We start from the raw sequence: 15,380 nt of genomic DNA, 5'->3' as shown, positions 1-15,380 counted from the left end.
CCAAGCCTTGCCGGAAATTGCGTTTGAATCAAGCCCAAGCACAACAGGATGTGATTTTTTGGTTCGCCCTGTGCTAGCGCCGCCCGACCTGACGGCAGATCAGAATCACCGGCAACAGCCCCACCGCAAGGATCACCAGCGAGGGCACGGCGGCACCCTCCAACCGCTCATCCGAAGCCAGCCGATACGCCTGTACCGCCAGCGTATCAAAATTGAAGGGCCGCATGATCAAGGTGGCGGGAAGCTCTTTCATCACGTCGACAAAGACGATCAGCAGCGCCGTCAGCAGCGAGGGCGTCAGGATTGGCAAATGCACCCGTCTCAGCGTTCCCAACGGGGTCTGGCCCAGCGACCGTGCAGCGGCGTCCATGTTGACATGCACCGTGCTTTGCCCACCCTCATAAGCGCTGAGCGCAGCGGCCAGAAAACGCACCATATAGGCCGCGATCAGCAACCAGATTGACCCGGTAACCAGCAGGCCGGTCGAGATATCGAAAGTTTCGCGCATCCAAGCATCCAATGCGTTGTCGAAACTGGCAAAAGGCACCAAAAGGCCCACCGCGATTACACCGCCCGGCACTGCATACCCCAGCCGCGCGACATAACCTGACGTGGCGGACCCTTTGCCCGGGCGCAACCGCTGATAGAACCCTATGCAAATCGCCGCAAAAACGGTGACGACGGCGGCCGTACCTGCCAGCGTTAACGAGTTCTGGATAAACCCGATATAGCGCCGCGACAGCAGGTTCTGTTCCGATTCAAGACCCATCTGCACGAGAATGAACACCGGCAGCAAAAAACCCAATAGCACCGGAATGGCACACAGCGTGAACCCCGCAACTGCAAACCAACCTTTAATCTGCTGTGCTGGCAGTGGGGCGTGGCTTTTACCTGCCTGGTAATATTTTGCCTTGCCCCGCCGAGTGCGTTCGATCACTGCCAGCAGCAACGCGAAACCCAGCAGACACATGGCCAATTGCGCGGCGGCAGCGCGGTCTCCGATCGAAAACCAGCTGGTATAGATACCGGTGGCAAAGGTCTGGACACCGAAATAGGCCACGGTACCAAAATCGGCGATGGTCTCCATGATCGCCAGCAGGACCCCGCCGGCAATTGCCGGGCGCGCCATTGGCAAGGACACATGCCAGAACGCCAGCCAAGGGCTTTTTCCCAACGCCCGCGCGGCCAGAAAAGCAGTCGAGCTTTGCTGTAGAAAGGCGGCGCGGGCCAACAAATAGACATAAGGATACAGAACCAGGATCAGCATCACCGCCGCGCCCCCGGTCGAGCGAATCTCGGGGAACCAATAGTCGCGCGGGCCCCAGCCGGTCACCTCGCGCAGGGTGGTTTGAACGATGCCGGGGTGATCCAGAATGAACGTATAGGCATAGGCCAGAACATAGGCCGGAAAGGCCAGTGGCAAGACCAGTGCGATCTCAAGAAAGCGGACGCCCGGAAAGCGGGTCATCGTCACCAGCCAGGCCGCGCCCACACCGATGGACAAGGTGCCGATGGCGACCAGAACCACCAAAATCAACGTTGTCAGCGCATAGCCGGGCAGAACCGTATCCAGCAGGTGTGAGATCGTTTCCGTCCCACCCGTCACCGCTGCCAGCACAACAGCCATCATCGGAAGCAGACAGGCCGCAGCCACCAGATAGGCCACCACGGCCACCAGCCGGGTGCCAAACACGCCCCGATTGCGCGTTCCGTGTTCTGAGTATTCGATTTCGGCCATGTTTCCGGTGTTACAGGCAAAGAGGCGCAGGTTTCGCCTTTAATCGACTAAAATGCTAAGAAACACCAGTAGGCAGAGGAACAATTCTACGGCACAAACTGCCGCAGAACCCTTTGTTGGACTATTCGTAAACGCGTTGATCCTCGATCACCAACCCGTCCTTGGGCAGCGACCCGGGGGCCACAACCTCAATCGCGCCTTTCAGTTTCAGCACCTCAATTACGGATTTGGCATAGGTCACGTCATCGTCGCGTGGACTTTCGATCTGAACGGTCATCGTGTCCATTTCCCCCTGTCGCGCGGCGATGACACGGGCTTTGACGATCTCTGAATGTTTGTCGACCAGCGCGGCCACCTGTTCAGGACGCACGAACATGCCTTTGATCTTGGTGGTCTGATCGGCCCGTCCCATCCAACCCTTGATACGCAGGTTGGTGCGGCCACAAGGCGATTGTCCGGGCATGATCGCGGACATATCACCGGTGGCAAACCGGATCAGCGGATAATCTGGGTTTAGCGAGGTCACCACGACCTCACCCACCTCACCCGTTGCAACCGGGGTGCCTGTGCCGGGCGTGACGATTTCGACAATCACATGCTCGTCGATGATCATTCCCTCCATCGCGTGGCTTTCATAGGCGATATTGCCCAGATCGGCGGTGGCATAACATTGCAGACAGGAAATACCCCGGTCGGCATAATCCTGACGCAGCGATGGGAACAGCGCGCCACCACCCACCACGGCAGAAGAAAAGTTCAGCTCCACGCCCATCTCATCCGCTTTGTCCAGAATGACCTTCAGGTAATCCGGAGTACCCGCATAAGACGTACACCCCACATCACGCGCCGCAGTGACCTGCAACTCGGTCTGGCCGGTACCGGCGGGCAGCACAGCGGCCCCAACAGCCCGCGCACCACTTTCAAAAATCATCCCAGCCGGGGTCAGGTGATAGCCAAAACAGTTATGGACGATATCTCCGGGTCCTACGCCTGCCGCATGCAGGAACCGGCCCATGCGCCACCAATCGGGATCAGTGCTGCCGGGCTCATAAATCGGGCCCGGGGACTGAAAAACATGGTGAAAATGCCGCGCCGGTGTGACCGTGAACCCGCCAAACGGCGGCCGCGCCGCCTGTGCCTGCGCCAGTTCAGATTTGCGCAGCACTGGCAGTTTCACCAGATCCTCGGCCGAGGCAACAGCACTGCAATCAACCCCTGCAAGATGCGCCGCAAAACCGGGCGCGGACAACGCCCGCTGAATTTGAACACGCAGCGCCTGAGCCTGATCGGCAGCGCGCTCGTCGGCTGAACGGGTCTCGAGCGCGTCGTAGTAGTTCTTCATGACCAGATCCTCCATCCGCTTACAGCCACCTTTTGCGGCGGCGGTATGAGCGCACGTCACGGAAGCTTTTGCGCCCCTCGTCGGACATGCCCAGATAAAACTCTTTCACATCCGGGTTTTCGCGTAGATCGGCCGCCGGGCCGTCCATCACAACACGCCCCGATTCCAGAATGTATCCGTAATGTGCAAACCGCAGCGCCACATTGGTGTTCTGTTCGGCCAGCAGGAAGGACACGCCCTCTTTCTCGTTCAAATCCTTGACGATGCCGAAAATCTCTTCGACCAGCTGCGGCGCAAGACCCATCGATGGCTCATCCAGCAGGATCGTTTCTGGGCGCGACATCAAAGCCCGACCCATCGCCACCATCTGCTGTTCCCCGCCCGAGGTATAGCCCGCCTGCGACCGGCGCCGTTCGGCGAGACGCGGGAAATAGGAATACACAAGTTCAAGATCCTGCTGGATCGCCGCGTTGCCATCCTTGCGAGTATAGGCCCCGGTCAGCAGATTTTCCTCGACCGTCAGGTGTTCAAAGCAATGGCGGCCTTCCATCACCTGAATGACGCCCTTTTCCACCAGATCGGCCGGATCGCTTTCATGCACGCTGGTGCCGCGATAGGTGATCGTACCCTTGGTGACCTCGCCCCGTTCGGACTGCAGCAGGTTCGACACCGCCTTGAGCGTCGTGGTCTTGCCCGCCCCGTTGCCGCCCAGCAAGGCGGTGATCCCACCCTTGGGCACGGTCAGGCTGACGCCCTTCAGCACAAGAATGACGTGGTTGTAGATCACCTCGATATTGTTGACCTCCAACAGGGTTTCGGCCTGTACATCGGTGGTTTGTGCCGCATCCAGCATCGTCAACTCCCGTAGATTTCGTTGATCTTGCGCTCCACCTCAGCCGCGGTCAGCCACGGGATGGGTTGAGAGCTTGTCATGTTCTTCCCCGCCTCGAACAAGGCCCCGGTGATACATTTGTCAAAAAGGGGTTCGGGGTTCTTGCAATTGAGCGCGGGCAGTTCAGGCGCAACCAATGCCTTAAAGGTCCAAGAGGGGTTCTGTTTCACAACGCGAAGGGTTCGGTCGATCGACTCGCGAAATCCCTGATCGGTGACCAGTTGGAAATTCCGGCCTGCCAACGCGAGGATACCGGGTCCTGGGTCCTTTTCCGCGACAACCAGGTCACCGTTCACCAGCAAAGTTACCCGAACGTCAAATTGTTGGCCTGTGCGCTGCGTAGCTGTTTGCTGACCTTTAGCCAGGCCTTCCAGAAACACATGCTGGCGCACACCTGCATCCGCGTATAGGCCCCCATTGATCTTGCGAGGCGGGAACAGAACCGGAATGGCCGAGCTGGCCAGAACCGCCTCGGACACGCAATCCTCTTTTGTCGCGAAATCATCTGGGGTGGTGGCCAGATACTGACCGATATCCATGATGTCGAACCGCCCGGTTTTCAGATTGACCGCGCCGACCACCACGCTGTTGACCTCTTGCCCGGATTGGCCCGGATCGGCCCGCTCGGCGATACGATCCAGCAGAGGTTCGTCAATTTCACTTTCGACCAGCCGTTTCAGTTTTTTGGTGCTGAAGACAGAGCTGGCCAAAGGAATCGGTGGCACGATTTGCAGCGACAGCACATCGTTCAAATTGATCCTGGTATTGGATTTCAGGCGCGCGTCAAACGCCGATCCCGCAAATGCCAGAGGGGTAATCAAAGCCCCGGCGCTGGCCCCGGTCACGACGTTGAAGTCTGGCCTGCCGTTTTCTGTCCAGCCGGTCAGAACGCCTGATGAGAAGGCACCATATTGCCCACCGGTGGTCATAGCCAGAATTTCGACGGGAATGCCCCGCCCATCGCGGTCAAGGTTTGCACGTTGCGCGGCCTGACCTTCGAACACCCGGGCAAACAGATCCGCAGTCGCATCCACATTCGGCGCTGAGCTGCGCCCGACAACGGATTTCGCCGGAACAAAATCTCGGACAAGCCCGGTGCAGGTCGGCCCGTCGATCTCGGGCGCGCTGCACGCAGCAAGCCCAAGTACCGCACTCAGCACTATCCCTGTTCTTATCCGGAGAAACTCCAGCATCACCGCGTGTCCTTGTTTGGGGGTTGGGGCGGCAGATCACCGCCGCCCCTGTTTTTGTTGCGCTTTAGTTGCAGCGCCCCTCGAGGTTGTTTTCCGACGCGTAAGCTGCGGAATCCTCGTCGATAAGCGCACCGATCACGTCACCATCTGTTGGTTTGAAGTCAGAAATCAGCGACCAGGTCTTGTTCGCCGCGTCCCACTGCGTCACACCAACCAGAGCGTCGCCGCCGTGGTTTTTGCACGAGACCGAGAAGGTCGGACCAAAGTTCGGCAGGCCCAGCTCAGCCATTTTCTCTTCGGTCATTTCAAGCGCTTCCATACCGTCACGCATGTCAGCCGGAGTGATTTCGGCATTGCCCGAAAGCTCTTGTGCTTTCTTAATGGCTTCTGCAGCCAGCACCGCAGCGTAAAGGCCTCGGTTATACAGAACCGTCCCAACCTGATCGCCTGCACCGGCAGCCTTGCCAGAATCGACCACATATTGTTGCAGGTCAGCAAAGACCGGGAAATCCGTGCCCACATTGTGGAAGGTCAACGCCTTGTAGCCATTCGCGGCCTCACCCGCAGGCACAACGTCATTTTCCGAGCCGGACCACCAGATACCGATGAAATTCTCCATCGGGAAGCGGATGTTCGCGGCTTCCTGTACCGCAACCTGGTTCATGACGCCCCAGCCCCACATCAAGACATAGTCAGGACGGTCGCGGCGGATCTGCAGCCATTGCGACTTCTGCTCTTGACCGGGGTGATCGACCGGTAGGGCCGCCAGCTCAAAGCCGTGCTTCTTGGACAGTTCTTCCAGCGTGCGGATCGGCTCCTTGCCGTAGGCCGAATTGTGGTAGACCAGAGCAATTTTCTTGCCGCTCAGATCGCCACCGTTTTCTTCCAACAGATAGTTAATCGCACCTGACGCCCCGTCCCAATAGTTGGCCGGATAGTTGAACGTGTGGCTAAAAACGTCGCCATTCTTAGCCGAAGTCCGGCCATATCCCATCGTGTGCAACGGGATATTGTCCGCGGTCACTTTTGGGATCAACTGATAGGTGATGCCCGTCGACAGCGGTTGATACACCAACGCGCCTTCGCCCTTGGTTGATTCGTAGCACTCAACCCCTTTTTCGGTGTTGTAGCCGGTTTCGCATTCGACCACGCGGATCGGCACGCCGCCAATGCCGCCATCCCGTTCGTTCAACAGGGTGAAATAGTCGTTATACCCGTCCGAAAACGGAATGCCGCCAGCTGCATAGGGCCCAGTCCGGTAGCTGAGATCAGGGATTACCAAATCCGCCAGAGCCGGTCCTGCGGCCATCAGGGCGCCAAGCGCCGCGGTTGCCAGTGTCAATTTCATCGGGTGTCTCCTCCCTTGGTTGGTCCGATGTTGGGGTCGGGCTTTGCACCCGTTATCTGATTGGGCCTGCCCCTTAGTGCGGGAACGGCCAGAGTCTGAGTTTCTCTTTCGCCACGCGCCAAAGCTGCGCCAGACCGTGTGGCTCAAGGATCAGGAACATGATGATCAGCGCGCCGACAATCACCAGCTGCAGATGCGCCACAATATCGGTGGGCCAGCCCAGCCAATCGGCGCCAACAACTTTCAGCACCACGGGCAGCAACACCAGAAACGCAGCGCCCGCAAAGGATCCGAAAATAGACCCTAACCCGCCAATAATGATCATGAACAGCACCAGAAATGATTTCTGAATGCCAAAGACCTCACCCACTTCGACAGCGCCCAAATAGACGGCAAAGAACAGCGCCCCGGCGATGCCCACAAAGAACGAGCTGACGGCAAAAGCGGTCAGTTTCGCCTTCAGCGGGTTCACCCCGATGATCTCGGCGGCGATATCCATGTCGCGGATCGCCATCCAGCTGCGCCCCGTGGTGCCACGCGTCAGGTTGCGCGCAATGATGGCGCTAACCGACAGGAAGATCAGGCAGAACAGATAGGTGGCCCAGGCCGGTGCATTCGGGCCGGTGATGATGATGCCGAACACGTCACGCTCGGGCGCGTTGATCTGGCCCGAAGCGGAATAGTTGTAGAACCACGGTACGCGGTTGAAAAGCCAGACCAGAAAGAACTGCGCGGCCAGAGTTGCCACCGCCAGATAGAACCCCTTGATCCGCAGGCTTGGCAGGCCGAACAGCACGCCGACAATGGCGGTGATCCCGCCCGCCAGAATGACATGTATGAACATGCTGACATCCGGGAACGCGGTCATCAGCTTGTAGCAGGCATAGGCCCCCACGGCCATGAACCCCCCGGTGCCCAAGCTGACCTGACCGCAATAGCCCACCAGAATGTTCAACCCGATCGCTGCAATCGCGTAGATCAGAAACGGCAACAGCAACGCATTGGCCCAGTAATCATTGATGAGGAACGGAATAATCCCAAAGGCCACGGCCAGCACGACATAGTACCGATACCGGTCGAACTTGATCGGAAAGGTCTGGTTGTCATCGATGTAGGAGGTTTTGAAATCCCCGGCCTCACGGTAGAACATAACTTACTTCTCCCACTCTTCCTGTGCCCGGTTACGAGCCTCGGCATCCAGTTGGTTTGTGCCCTTGGCGTATCCGCTCGCCTCGGAGTTGCGCACCAGTTTCATGTAGGCCAGAACGCCCGTGATCAGCCCGGCAAAAGCCAGTATCGCGGCCACGACCAGCTGGCTTTCGGTCAGATCTTCCGAGGTGACGGCGATATAGCCAAAGGCCCAGAACCCTGCCCATGCGATGACGTTGATGATGGCGATCAGTTTGGTCATGCAGCGACCCCGCGGCTTTTGACGTTCAGCCAATGCACCACAGCAGCAAAAGCTGCGTAGAAGAACAGCGAGTCCAAGGCTCGCAGATAGCTCACAATGAGCAACATCCTCATCTCCCACGCTGTATCGCCAGGCATCGCTATGCTTGAACCAGACAGGTTGAGTTCAAAGCAGTCACCAAGTGACCGCGCGAACCCATAGGCCAGCAATGCAATTGGCAACGTTTTGAAGAGGGGTTCCAGCTTATCCATCTATACTCTCTCGATAATTTTCTCACCGAAGAGACCTTGCGGACGAAACACCAGGAAGATCAACGCCAAAACGTAAGCGAACCAGTTCTCGGTCGCGCCGCCGACCAGCGGGCCGACGGCGAACTCGAACAGTTTCTCACCCACACCGATTATCAACCCGCCGACAATGGCACCTGGGATCGAGGTAAACCCGCCCAGCATCAGCACCGGCAGCGCCTTGAGCGCGATCAGCGACAGCGAGAACTGCACGCCCGACTTGGTGCCCCACATGATGCCCGCGACCAGCGCCACGAACCCAGCCACCGACCAGACCATGATCCAGATGAAGTTCAGCGAGATGCCAACCGACAGTGCTGCCTGATGGTCATCGGCCACTGCACGCATGGCCCGGCCCTGTTTGGTGTACTGGCTGAACGCCACCAAGGCCGCCACCAGCAGCGCCGCAATCACGGTCGCCACGATGTCCAGATTGTCGAGGAAGAAGCCATAACCGAAGATGTTAAAGGTGCTCTCATCAATCCACAGATTGATGCCCTGCGGCAGGCCCACATCCAGCGTCTTGATCTCGGACCCCCACATCAGGTCGGCCACACCTTCAAGGAAATAGGCCAGGCCGATGGTGGCCATGAACAGGATGATCGGCTCTTGCCCTACCAGATGACGCATGACGAACCGCTGTACCGCCCAGGCCAGCAATACCATGACACCCATGGTCAAAAGGATCGCCACAAAAGCGGGCACATTCCACCCGAAGGTATGAACATGCGTGCCAAAAGTTGCATTTATCACATGCGCAAAGGGCACCTGCCCGTTCATGACCCCGACCAGCGTCATCGCCGCAAACAGCGCCATAACGCCTTGGGCATAATTGAAAATCCCCGAAGCTTTGTAGATCAGAACAAAGCCCAGCGCGACCAACGCATAGAGCACCCCGGCCATCAGACCGTTGAGGATGACCTCCATCGCGAATACGAGTTGTTCAGGCATCTGCGCCTCTCCCCATGTCTGTCCGATGCTCAGTCATGACTGACCCCCAGATAGGCGTCGATGACGTCCTGATTGCTGCGCACCTCATCCGGGGTGCCGTCGCCGATCTTTTTTCCGTAATCCATCACGACCACGCGATCGCTCAGGTCCATCACCACGCCCATATCGTGTTCGATCAAGGCAATGGTGGTGCCGAACTCGTCATTCACGTCTAGGATAAAGCGGCTCATGTCCTCTTTTTCTTCGACATTCATGCCCGCCATCGGCTCATCCAGCAGCAGCAGCCTGGGTTCGGCCGCCAGCGCACGGGCCAGCTCGACCCGCTTTTTCAACCCGTAGGGCAGGCGCGACACCGGCGTTTTGCGAATGTGCTGGATTTCCAGAAAATCGATGATCTTCTCCACTGCCTCGCGGTTTTCCACCTCTTCCGCTTCTGCCTTGCCCTTCCACCAGGCCTGCTGAAAAATGTTGGTCTTCATAAAGTTCAGCCGTCCGGTCATAACGTTGTCCAAAACGCTCATACCTTCGAACAGAGCAATGTTCTGGAACGTCCGCGCAATGCCTTGCTGCGCGACCTCGAATGGCCGCATCGGTGGGCGCTTGGCCCCGTGAAACCAGACCTCACCCTCTTGCGGGACATAGAACCCGGAAATCACGTTCAACATCGAGGATTTACCTGCCCCATTCGGCCCGATGATGGCGCGGATCTCACCCTCGCGAATATCAAACGAGATATCCTTGATTGCCACAACACCGCCAAAACGCAGAGTGATGTTCTTCATCTCCATCACCACGCCGCCGATCTTGCGGCCGTCTTCGGTGACATATCCTTCGGAACTATCCAGCATCAGTCACTCCCTGACCTACGCAAAAACGGGATGGCGGGCGGGGCGATGACCGCAGGTCGAGCGGCGCTCGGCGACCCATCATTCCGCAGCCACTTTATGTTGAGCGACCGGTACAACCGGCGCATCTACGATCTCAAGCGTCGCGCTGATCGATCCCTTGCGGCCGTCCTCATAGGTCACTTCCGTTTTGGTTGAGACGGTCTCTGACCCGTCATACAGCGCCGCGATAATGTCGCTGAACTTGTCCTCGACAAACCCGCGCCGCACTTTCCGCGTGCGGGTCATCTCGCCGTCATCCGCATCCAGTTCCTTGTGTAGAACCACAAAGCGATGCACCTGACAGCCCGACAGCATCTCGTCGGCGGCAACAGATTTGTTCACCTCTTCCACATGTGCCTTGATGGTCTCTAACACCTGTGGATTCGCCGTCAGTTCTTGATAAGACCCGTAGGCCACGTTGTTACGTTCCGCCCAATTGCCCACTGCTGTCAGGTCGATATTGATAAAGGCCACGCAGCGATCCTTGCCGTTTCCAAACAAAACAACTTCAAGGATGTCAGGATAGAATTTCAGCTTGTTCTCGACGTATTTCGGCGCAAACATCGACCCGTCGGCCATCTTGCCCACATCCTTTGCGCGGTCAATTATCCGCAAATGCCCTGAGTTCTCTTCGATGAAACCGGCATCGCCAGTGGCAACCCATCCCTCGGCATCTTTGGTCGAGGCCGTGGAATCCGGGTTTTTGAAATACTCAACAAAAACACCGGGCGAGCGATAGTGAATTTCTCCCTTGTCATCGATCTTCAACTCGACATCCGGCGCAGGCACACCAACCGTATCCGCGCGTACTTCGCCGTCCGGTTGCACGGTGATGAACACGGTGGCCTCGGTCTGGCCGTAGAGCTGTTTCAGATTGATGCCAAGGGATCGGTAGAAATCGAAAATCTCGGGCCCGATGGCCTCACCCGCTGTATAGCCCACCCGGAACCGACCATAACCCAGCGTATCCTTCAGCGGGCCGTAGACCAGCAGATTGCCCAGCGCGTATTTCAACTTATCACCGAGGCCCACGGGTTTGCCATCCAACAGCAAACCTCCGACCTTCTTGGCATGCGCCATGAAGTGATGGAACATGCGCTGCTTCAGCTTGCCCGCGTCCTCCATCCGGATCATCACATTGGTCAGCTGTGTTTCGAACACGCGCGGCGGGGCGAAGAAATAGGTCGGTCCGATCTCGCGAAGATCGGTCATCATCGTATCGGCGCTTTCGGGGCAGTTCACGCAGAACCCGCACCAATAGGCCTGACCGATGGAAAAGATAAAATCGCCCACCCAGGCCATCGGCAGGTAGGACAGGATATCCTCGCTCTGGGTCAGATGATCGAACTCGGCTGAATTCTTGGCGCTTTCGATGACGTTGCGGTTCGACAACACCACACCCTTGGGCTTGCCGGTAGTGCCCGAGGTATAGAGCATCACGCAGGTATCGTCATAAGTGACCGCAGCAATGCGCTTGTCCAGTTCCGCATCGAACCGGGCGTGACCGGCACGGCCTTCGGCCATGATGTCGTCCAGCGCGTTCATCTGGGAATGGTCGTATTTCCGCATCCCCCGCTTGTCGGTATAAAGAATGTGTTTGACCTGGTGCAGGTTTTCCTGAATCTCGATGACCTTATCGACCTGCTCTTGATCGCCGCAGACAACGTATTTTGCACCGCAATGTTCCAGTACATAGGCCATCTCTTCGGCCACCGCGTCCTGATACAGCGGAACTGGCACCGCACCGACCATTTGCGCAGCGACCATCGACCAATAATGCGCCGGGCGGTTGCGACCGATCACAGCAATATGGTCGCCCTTTTCAACACCCAACTCGAGAAACCCCAACGCGATGGCACGAATTTCCTTAGTCGTCTCAGCCCAAGTCCAGCATTGCCAGATGCCGAATTCTTTCTCTCGATAGGCCGGGGCGTCCCCGAACTGTGTCGCGTTTCGGTGTAGCAGCGCAGCAAGGGAGTGCATCCCCTCGGCGCCCGACTGCGTCTGAGCCAATCTTCCTCTCCTCCACATCCGACCTCTCCCCGGGCCGGAAAAAGCGGACCCGAGGATCAACCCCGGACGCCAACGCCCGATTAAGGGACGCTTGCACGATCAGCGTCAACTTTTTCCTGATGTTTTCTCAATTCTTACGAATTGTAACAACCAAGACGTGGTGAAACCTGACCAATCTTGGGTGTGGAAATTGCAAACCTAAACCGAACGAACAGATAAATAGCCCTGACCTACTATCAAATGCTCTGATCATCAGGAACGATTTGCCGCCGCAGACATCGGTCTTGCGGAGGTCTTCTAATGGCTAAATATTCTGGATTACCACATAAGACACGGCGCGTTGGGCGCTGGTAAAAAAATCAAAAAATCGCGTGTTGATGAAGGCCGACAACAACAAAGGCCGACGCCGCAATGACCAATGCAGACGCGAAATACTTGAAACTTAGCTGTTTCTTTTCAGGCTTCATCGTCCATGTCGCCCATTTGTTTTGCAATTCATTGTTGGTGGAACTTGTATCGCTTTTCATAACATCACCAATCCGATCTGCGCCATTCAATCTGCGTAGCCGCCCCTGACCTTATCATTGAGTAATTCTGCAGACAGGCACCATTAGGTGTTTTCGACTCGCCGTAAGCTAAAAGAGTTTGCATCAACAATATTAAATACAGAAGCAACGCGTTGTTCACATTGCATTCACATTCTCTTGGTTGAAAACGGAACTGATTTCGTTCCGACGTCCAATCTGACGGATTTACAGCCAGTCTCGCAAAATTGGGATCAGCGGCACATCCGCTGCAGGCATCGGGTAGTTTCGCAACTCATTCGCGCGCACCCATTTCAGTGCCTGCCCTTCTTTAGACTGCGGGATCCCCTCCCACTTGCGGCAGGCAAACAAGGGCATCAACAGGTGAAAATCGTCATAGCTGTGACTGGCGAAGGTCAGCGGGGCAAGGCAGGAGGCCCAGGTGTCGATGCCCAGCTCCTCATGCAATTCGCGGATCAAGGCGGCTTCGGGCGTTTCCCCGGCTTCGATCTTGCCGCCCGGGAACTCCCACAAGCCCGCCATGGATTTGCCTTCCGGGCGCTGCGCCAGCAACACCCGGCCCTCGATGTCGATCAGGGCGACGGCAGACACTAATACGGTTTTCATGGTCGCAATCCCGGACGCAAAACCGGGCTCCACTTTTGCTGGAATTGCTCCGGTTTCACGAGCGATAATCCGCGTTGATCTCGATATACCCGTGGGTCAGATCGCAGGTCCAAACGATGGACTTACCTTCGCCCAGCCCCAGGTCGACCGAGATCACCAGATCCTGACCTTTCATATAGGCGGCGGCGGCGTCCTCGCTGTAATCGGGGCTGACCCAGCCTTTCTCGGCCACCAGAATGTCACCGAAAGAAATGCTCAGCAGGTCCCGATCGGCCGCGGCACCCGATTTTCCGATGGCCATAACAACGCGGCCCCAGTTCGGGTCCTCGCCCGCAATTGCGGTTTTGACCAGAGGGGAATTGGCGATTGCCAACCCATGCACCTTAGCATCTGCGTCCGAGGTGGCCCCAGTCACACGGATTTCCACGAACTTGGTCGCACCTTCTCCGTCGCGCACCACTAGCTGCGCCAAGTCCAGCATCACGCCTTCCAGCGCATCGGCAAAGGCGGCATTCCCGGTGGCATCCACGCCTGACGCCCCAGTTGCACACAACAAAAGGCTGTCCGAAGTTGAGGTATCGCTATCCACCGTGATGCAGTTGAACGTCCGATCTGTCTGCGCACCCAGCAGCGCCTGCAGCGCCGATTGTTCCACCTGCGCGTCGGTAAAGATGTAAACCAGCATCGTTGCCATATCCGGCGCGATCATGCCTGACCCCTTGGCAATCCCCGCAATAGAGACTGTTTTGCCGTCAATATCGACCTGCGCACTGGCCCCTTTTGGGAACGTGTCTGTGGTCATGATCGCGCGCGCCGCATCCTCGACCGCGTGACGGCTGAGGCCCGCCTTCAGAGCCTCAAGCTGCGCCACGATACGCTCATGGGGCAGCGGCTCACCAATTACGCCGGTGGATGAGGTAAAAACCCTTTCGACCGGAACACCGGTGGCCTTGGAAACTGCCTGCGTCACCTCGGCCACCGAGGTCTGACCATAATGACCGGTAAAGGCATTGGCATTGCCTGAATTCACCAGGATCGCAGCTGGCCCCTCGTTGGTTCCGCCGATCTTGTCCTGACAGTCTAGGACCGGGGCCGCGCGTGTGGCGGAGCGGGTGAACACCCCCGCCACCGAAGTGCCGGGATCGATCACCGCCAGCATAACATCAGTACGGCCCTGATAACGCACACCGGCCTCGACCGTGGCGAACCGCACACCGTCAATCGCGGGCAAATCGGGAAAGGCCGCCGGGGCCAGTGGGGATACCTTGGTGATCGTGGCCACGGGGGTTACTCCTGAAGCAGTTCGATCTGACGCAGCGCCTCGGGGCCAGCACCCTCGGGGGTGGGACGATCGATGTCGGCCTCGCGGGTCAGCTCGTCGATCCGTGCCTGAATGACGCCCTGTTGCAGGGTTTGGGTCAACTCGGCGCGTACCTGTTCCAATTCAGGCGCTTCGGTTTTGCGCTTGTCGTTCAGGGTGACCAGATGCCAGCCGAACTGAGTTTTCACCGGCTCGGAAATCTGGCCTTTGTCCAGCGCGATCACGGCCGCCTCAAATTCCGGGACCATCTGACCGGGTCCGAACCAGCCCAGTTCACCCCCGTTCGGGCCCGACGGGCCGGTGGAGTGTTCTTTGGCCATTTCGGCAAAATCGGCGCCGTCATCCAGCTGTGCCTTGATTTCTTTGGCTTTGTCTTCCGTTTCCACCAGAATATGGCTGGCGTTGAACTCGTCCGAACCTTCGAAATCCGCGTACTGGGCGTCATAGGCGTCTTGTATCACGTCGTCGGTCAGGTTTTCGTCGATCAACGCATCCACCGCCTGCACCGCACGCATGGATCGCGTCTCGTTTTCCAAGGCCAGAGTGTTCAGTTTGCTCAAAGCGTCCTGCTGCTGGCTCAACAATTGTTGCTGGATCAGCTGATCCAGAATCAGATCATACAGAACATCATCTTCGATCTGCTGGTACTGCTCGGGCAGCGCGGCTGCGGTGGCGATGATGTGACCCAATGTGATTTCATCACCGTTCACACGAGCGACCACGGTGGCGGCATCAGGTTTGGTTTCGGCGGCCAATGGCAGGGCCATCACAGCAGCAAGCGCCAACGATGGCAGAAAAGTGAGGCCTTTGGGCATGGAATCATCCTATTTCTTTGCCGCGACAGGG

The 15,380-nt window shown here is 57.6% G+C and carries 14 protein-coding genes; all 14 read right to left on the bottom strand.

The window, feature by feature from the left end:
• Nucleotides 1-73 precede the first annotated feature (73 nt).
• On the bottom strand, nucleotides 74-1,738 hold the full coding sequence (locus tag ACR0B0_RS10005; protein WP_480647584.1) for an ABC transporter permease: 1,665 nt from the start codon (nucleotides 1,736-1,738) through the stop codon (nucleotides 74-76).
• Nucleotides 1,739-1,859: 121 nt separating this feature from the next.
• Complete coding sequence (locus ACR0B0_RS10000; protein WP_480647582.1) at nucleotides 1,860-3,080, bottom strand: phenylacetate--CoA ligase family protein; 1,221 nt, start codon at nucleotides 3,078-3,080, stop codon at nucleotides 1,860-1,862.
• 19 nt (nucleotides 3,081-3,099) lie between these two features.
• Entirely contained in the window at nucleotides 3,100-3,933 is an 834-nt protein-coding gene (locus ACR0B0_RS09995; protein ID WP_170349612.1) for an ABC transporter ATP-binding protein, read from the bottom strand.
• 2 nt (nucleotides 3,934-3,935) lie between these two features.
• Nucleotides 3,936-5,165, bottom strand: a complete 1,230-nt coding sequence (locus ACR0B0_RS09990; RefSeq protein ID WP_480647580.1) for a patatin-like phospholipase family protein — start codon at nucleotides 5,163-5,165, stop codon at nucleotides 3,936-3,938.
• Between the two features lie 64 nt (nucleotides 5,166-5,229).
• Complete coding sequence (locus tag ACR0B0_RS09985) at nucleotides 5,230-6,513, bottom strand: ABC transporter substrate-binding protein (RefSeq protein ID WP_170360980.1); 1,284 nt, start codon at nucleotides 6,511-6,513, stop codon at nucleotides 5,230-5,232.
• A gap of 73 nt (nucleotides 6,514-6,586) precedes the next feature.
• Nucleotides 6,587-7,663: a branched-chain amino acid ABC transporter permease gene (locus tag ACR0B0_RS09980; protein WP_170349609.1), complete on the bottom strand. Its 1,077-nt coding sequence runs from the start codon at nucleotides 7,661-7,663 to the stop codon at nucleotides 6,587-6,589.
• 3 nt (nucleotides 7,664-7,666) lie between these two features.
• On the bottom strand, nucleotides 7,667-7,924 hold the full coding sequence (locus ACR0B0_RS09975) for a hypothetical protein (protein WP_170349608.1): 258 nt from the start codon (nucleotides 7,922-7,924) through the stop codon (nucleotides 7,667-7,669).
• Nucleotides 7,921-8,175 carry a hypothetical protein gene (locus ACR0B0_RS09970; protein ID WP_170349607.1) on the bottom strand — a complete coding sequence of 85 codons (255 nt, stop codon included), beginning with the start codon at nucleotides 8,173-8,175 and terminating at the stop codon, nucleotides 7,921-7,923. The genes ACR0B0_RS09975 and ACR0B0_RS09970 overlap by 4 nt, the downstream gene beginning before the upstream one ends.
• Nucleotides 8,176-9,162, bottom strand: coding sequence for a branched-chain amino acid ABC transporter permease (locus ACR0B0_RS09965; RefSeq protein ID WP_480647578.1), 987 nt, complete (start codon nucleotides 9,160-9,162; stop codon nucleotides 8,176-8,178).
• A 29-nt stretch (nucleotides 9,163-9,191) separates the two neighbouring features.
• Nucleotides 9,192-10,010: an ABC transporter ATP-binding protein gene (locus ACR0B0_RS09960; protein ID WP_170376430.1), complete on the bottom strand. Its 819-nt coding sequence runs from the start codon at nucleotides 10,008-10,010 to the stop codon at nucleotides 9,192-9,194.
• A gap of 78 nt (nucleotides 10,011-10,088) precedes the next feature.
• Complete coding sequence (locus ACR0B0_RS09955) at nucleotides 10,089-12,032, bottom strand: AMP-binding protein (protein ID WP_480647796.1); 1,944 nt, start codon at nucleotides 12,030-12,032, stop codon at nucleotides 10,089-10,091.
• Between the two features lie 782 nt (nucleotides 12,033-12,814).
• Nucleotides 12,815-13,213 carry an 8-oxo-dGTP diphosphatase MutT gene (gene mutT / locus ACR0B0_RS09950; protein ID WP_170349603.1) on the bottom strand — a complete coding sequence of 133 codons (399 nt, stop codon included), beginning with the start codon at nucleotides 13,211-13,213 and terminating at the stop codon, nucleotides 12,815-12,817.
• A gap of 55 nt (nucleotides 13,214-13,268) precedes the next feature.
• Nucleotides 13,269-14,495, bottom strand: coding sequence for a bifunctional glutamate N-acetyltransferase/amino-acid acetyltransferase ArgJ (gene argJ / locus ACR0B0_RS09945; protein WP_480647576.1), 1,227 nt, complete (start codon nucleotides 14,493-14,495; stop codon nucleotides 13,269-13,271).
• 5 nt (nucleotides 14,496-14,500) lie between these two features.
• A complete protein-coding gene (locus ACR0B0_RS09940; protein WP_425081256.1) occupies nucleotides 14,501-15,349 on the bottom strand; it encodes a peptidylprolyl isomerase in 849 nt (282 codons plus the stop codon).
• Between the last annotated feature and the right edge of the window lie 31 nt (nucleotides 15,350-15,380).

Source organism: Ruegeria sp. BA12, assembly GCF_056539625.1.
Note: the sequence above shows the minus strand (reverse complement) of the source record. Positions and strands in the feature narration are given on the sequence as shown.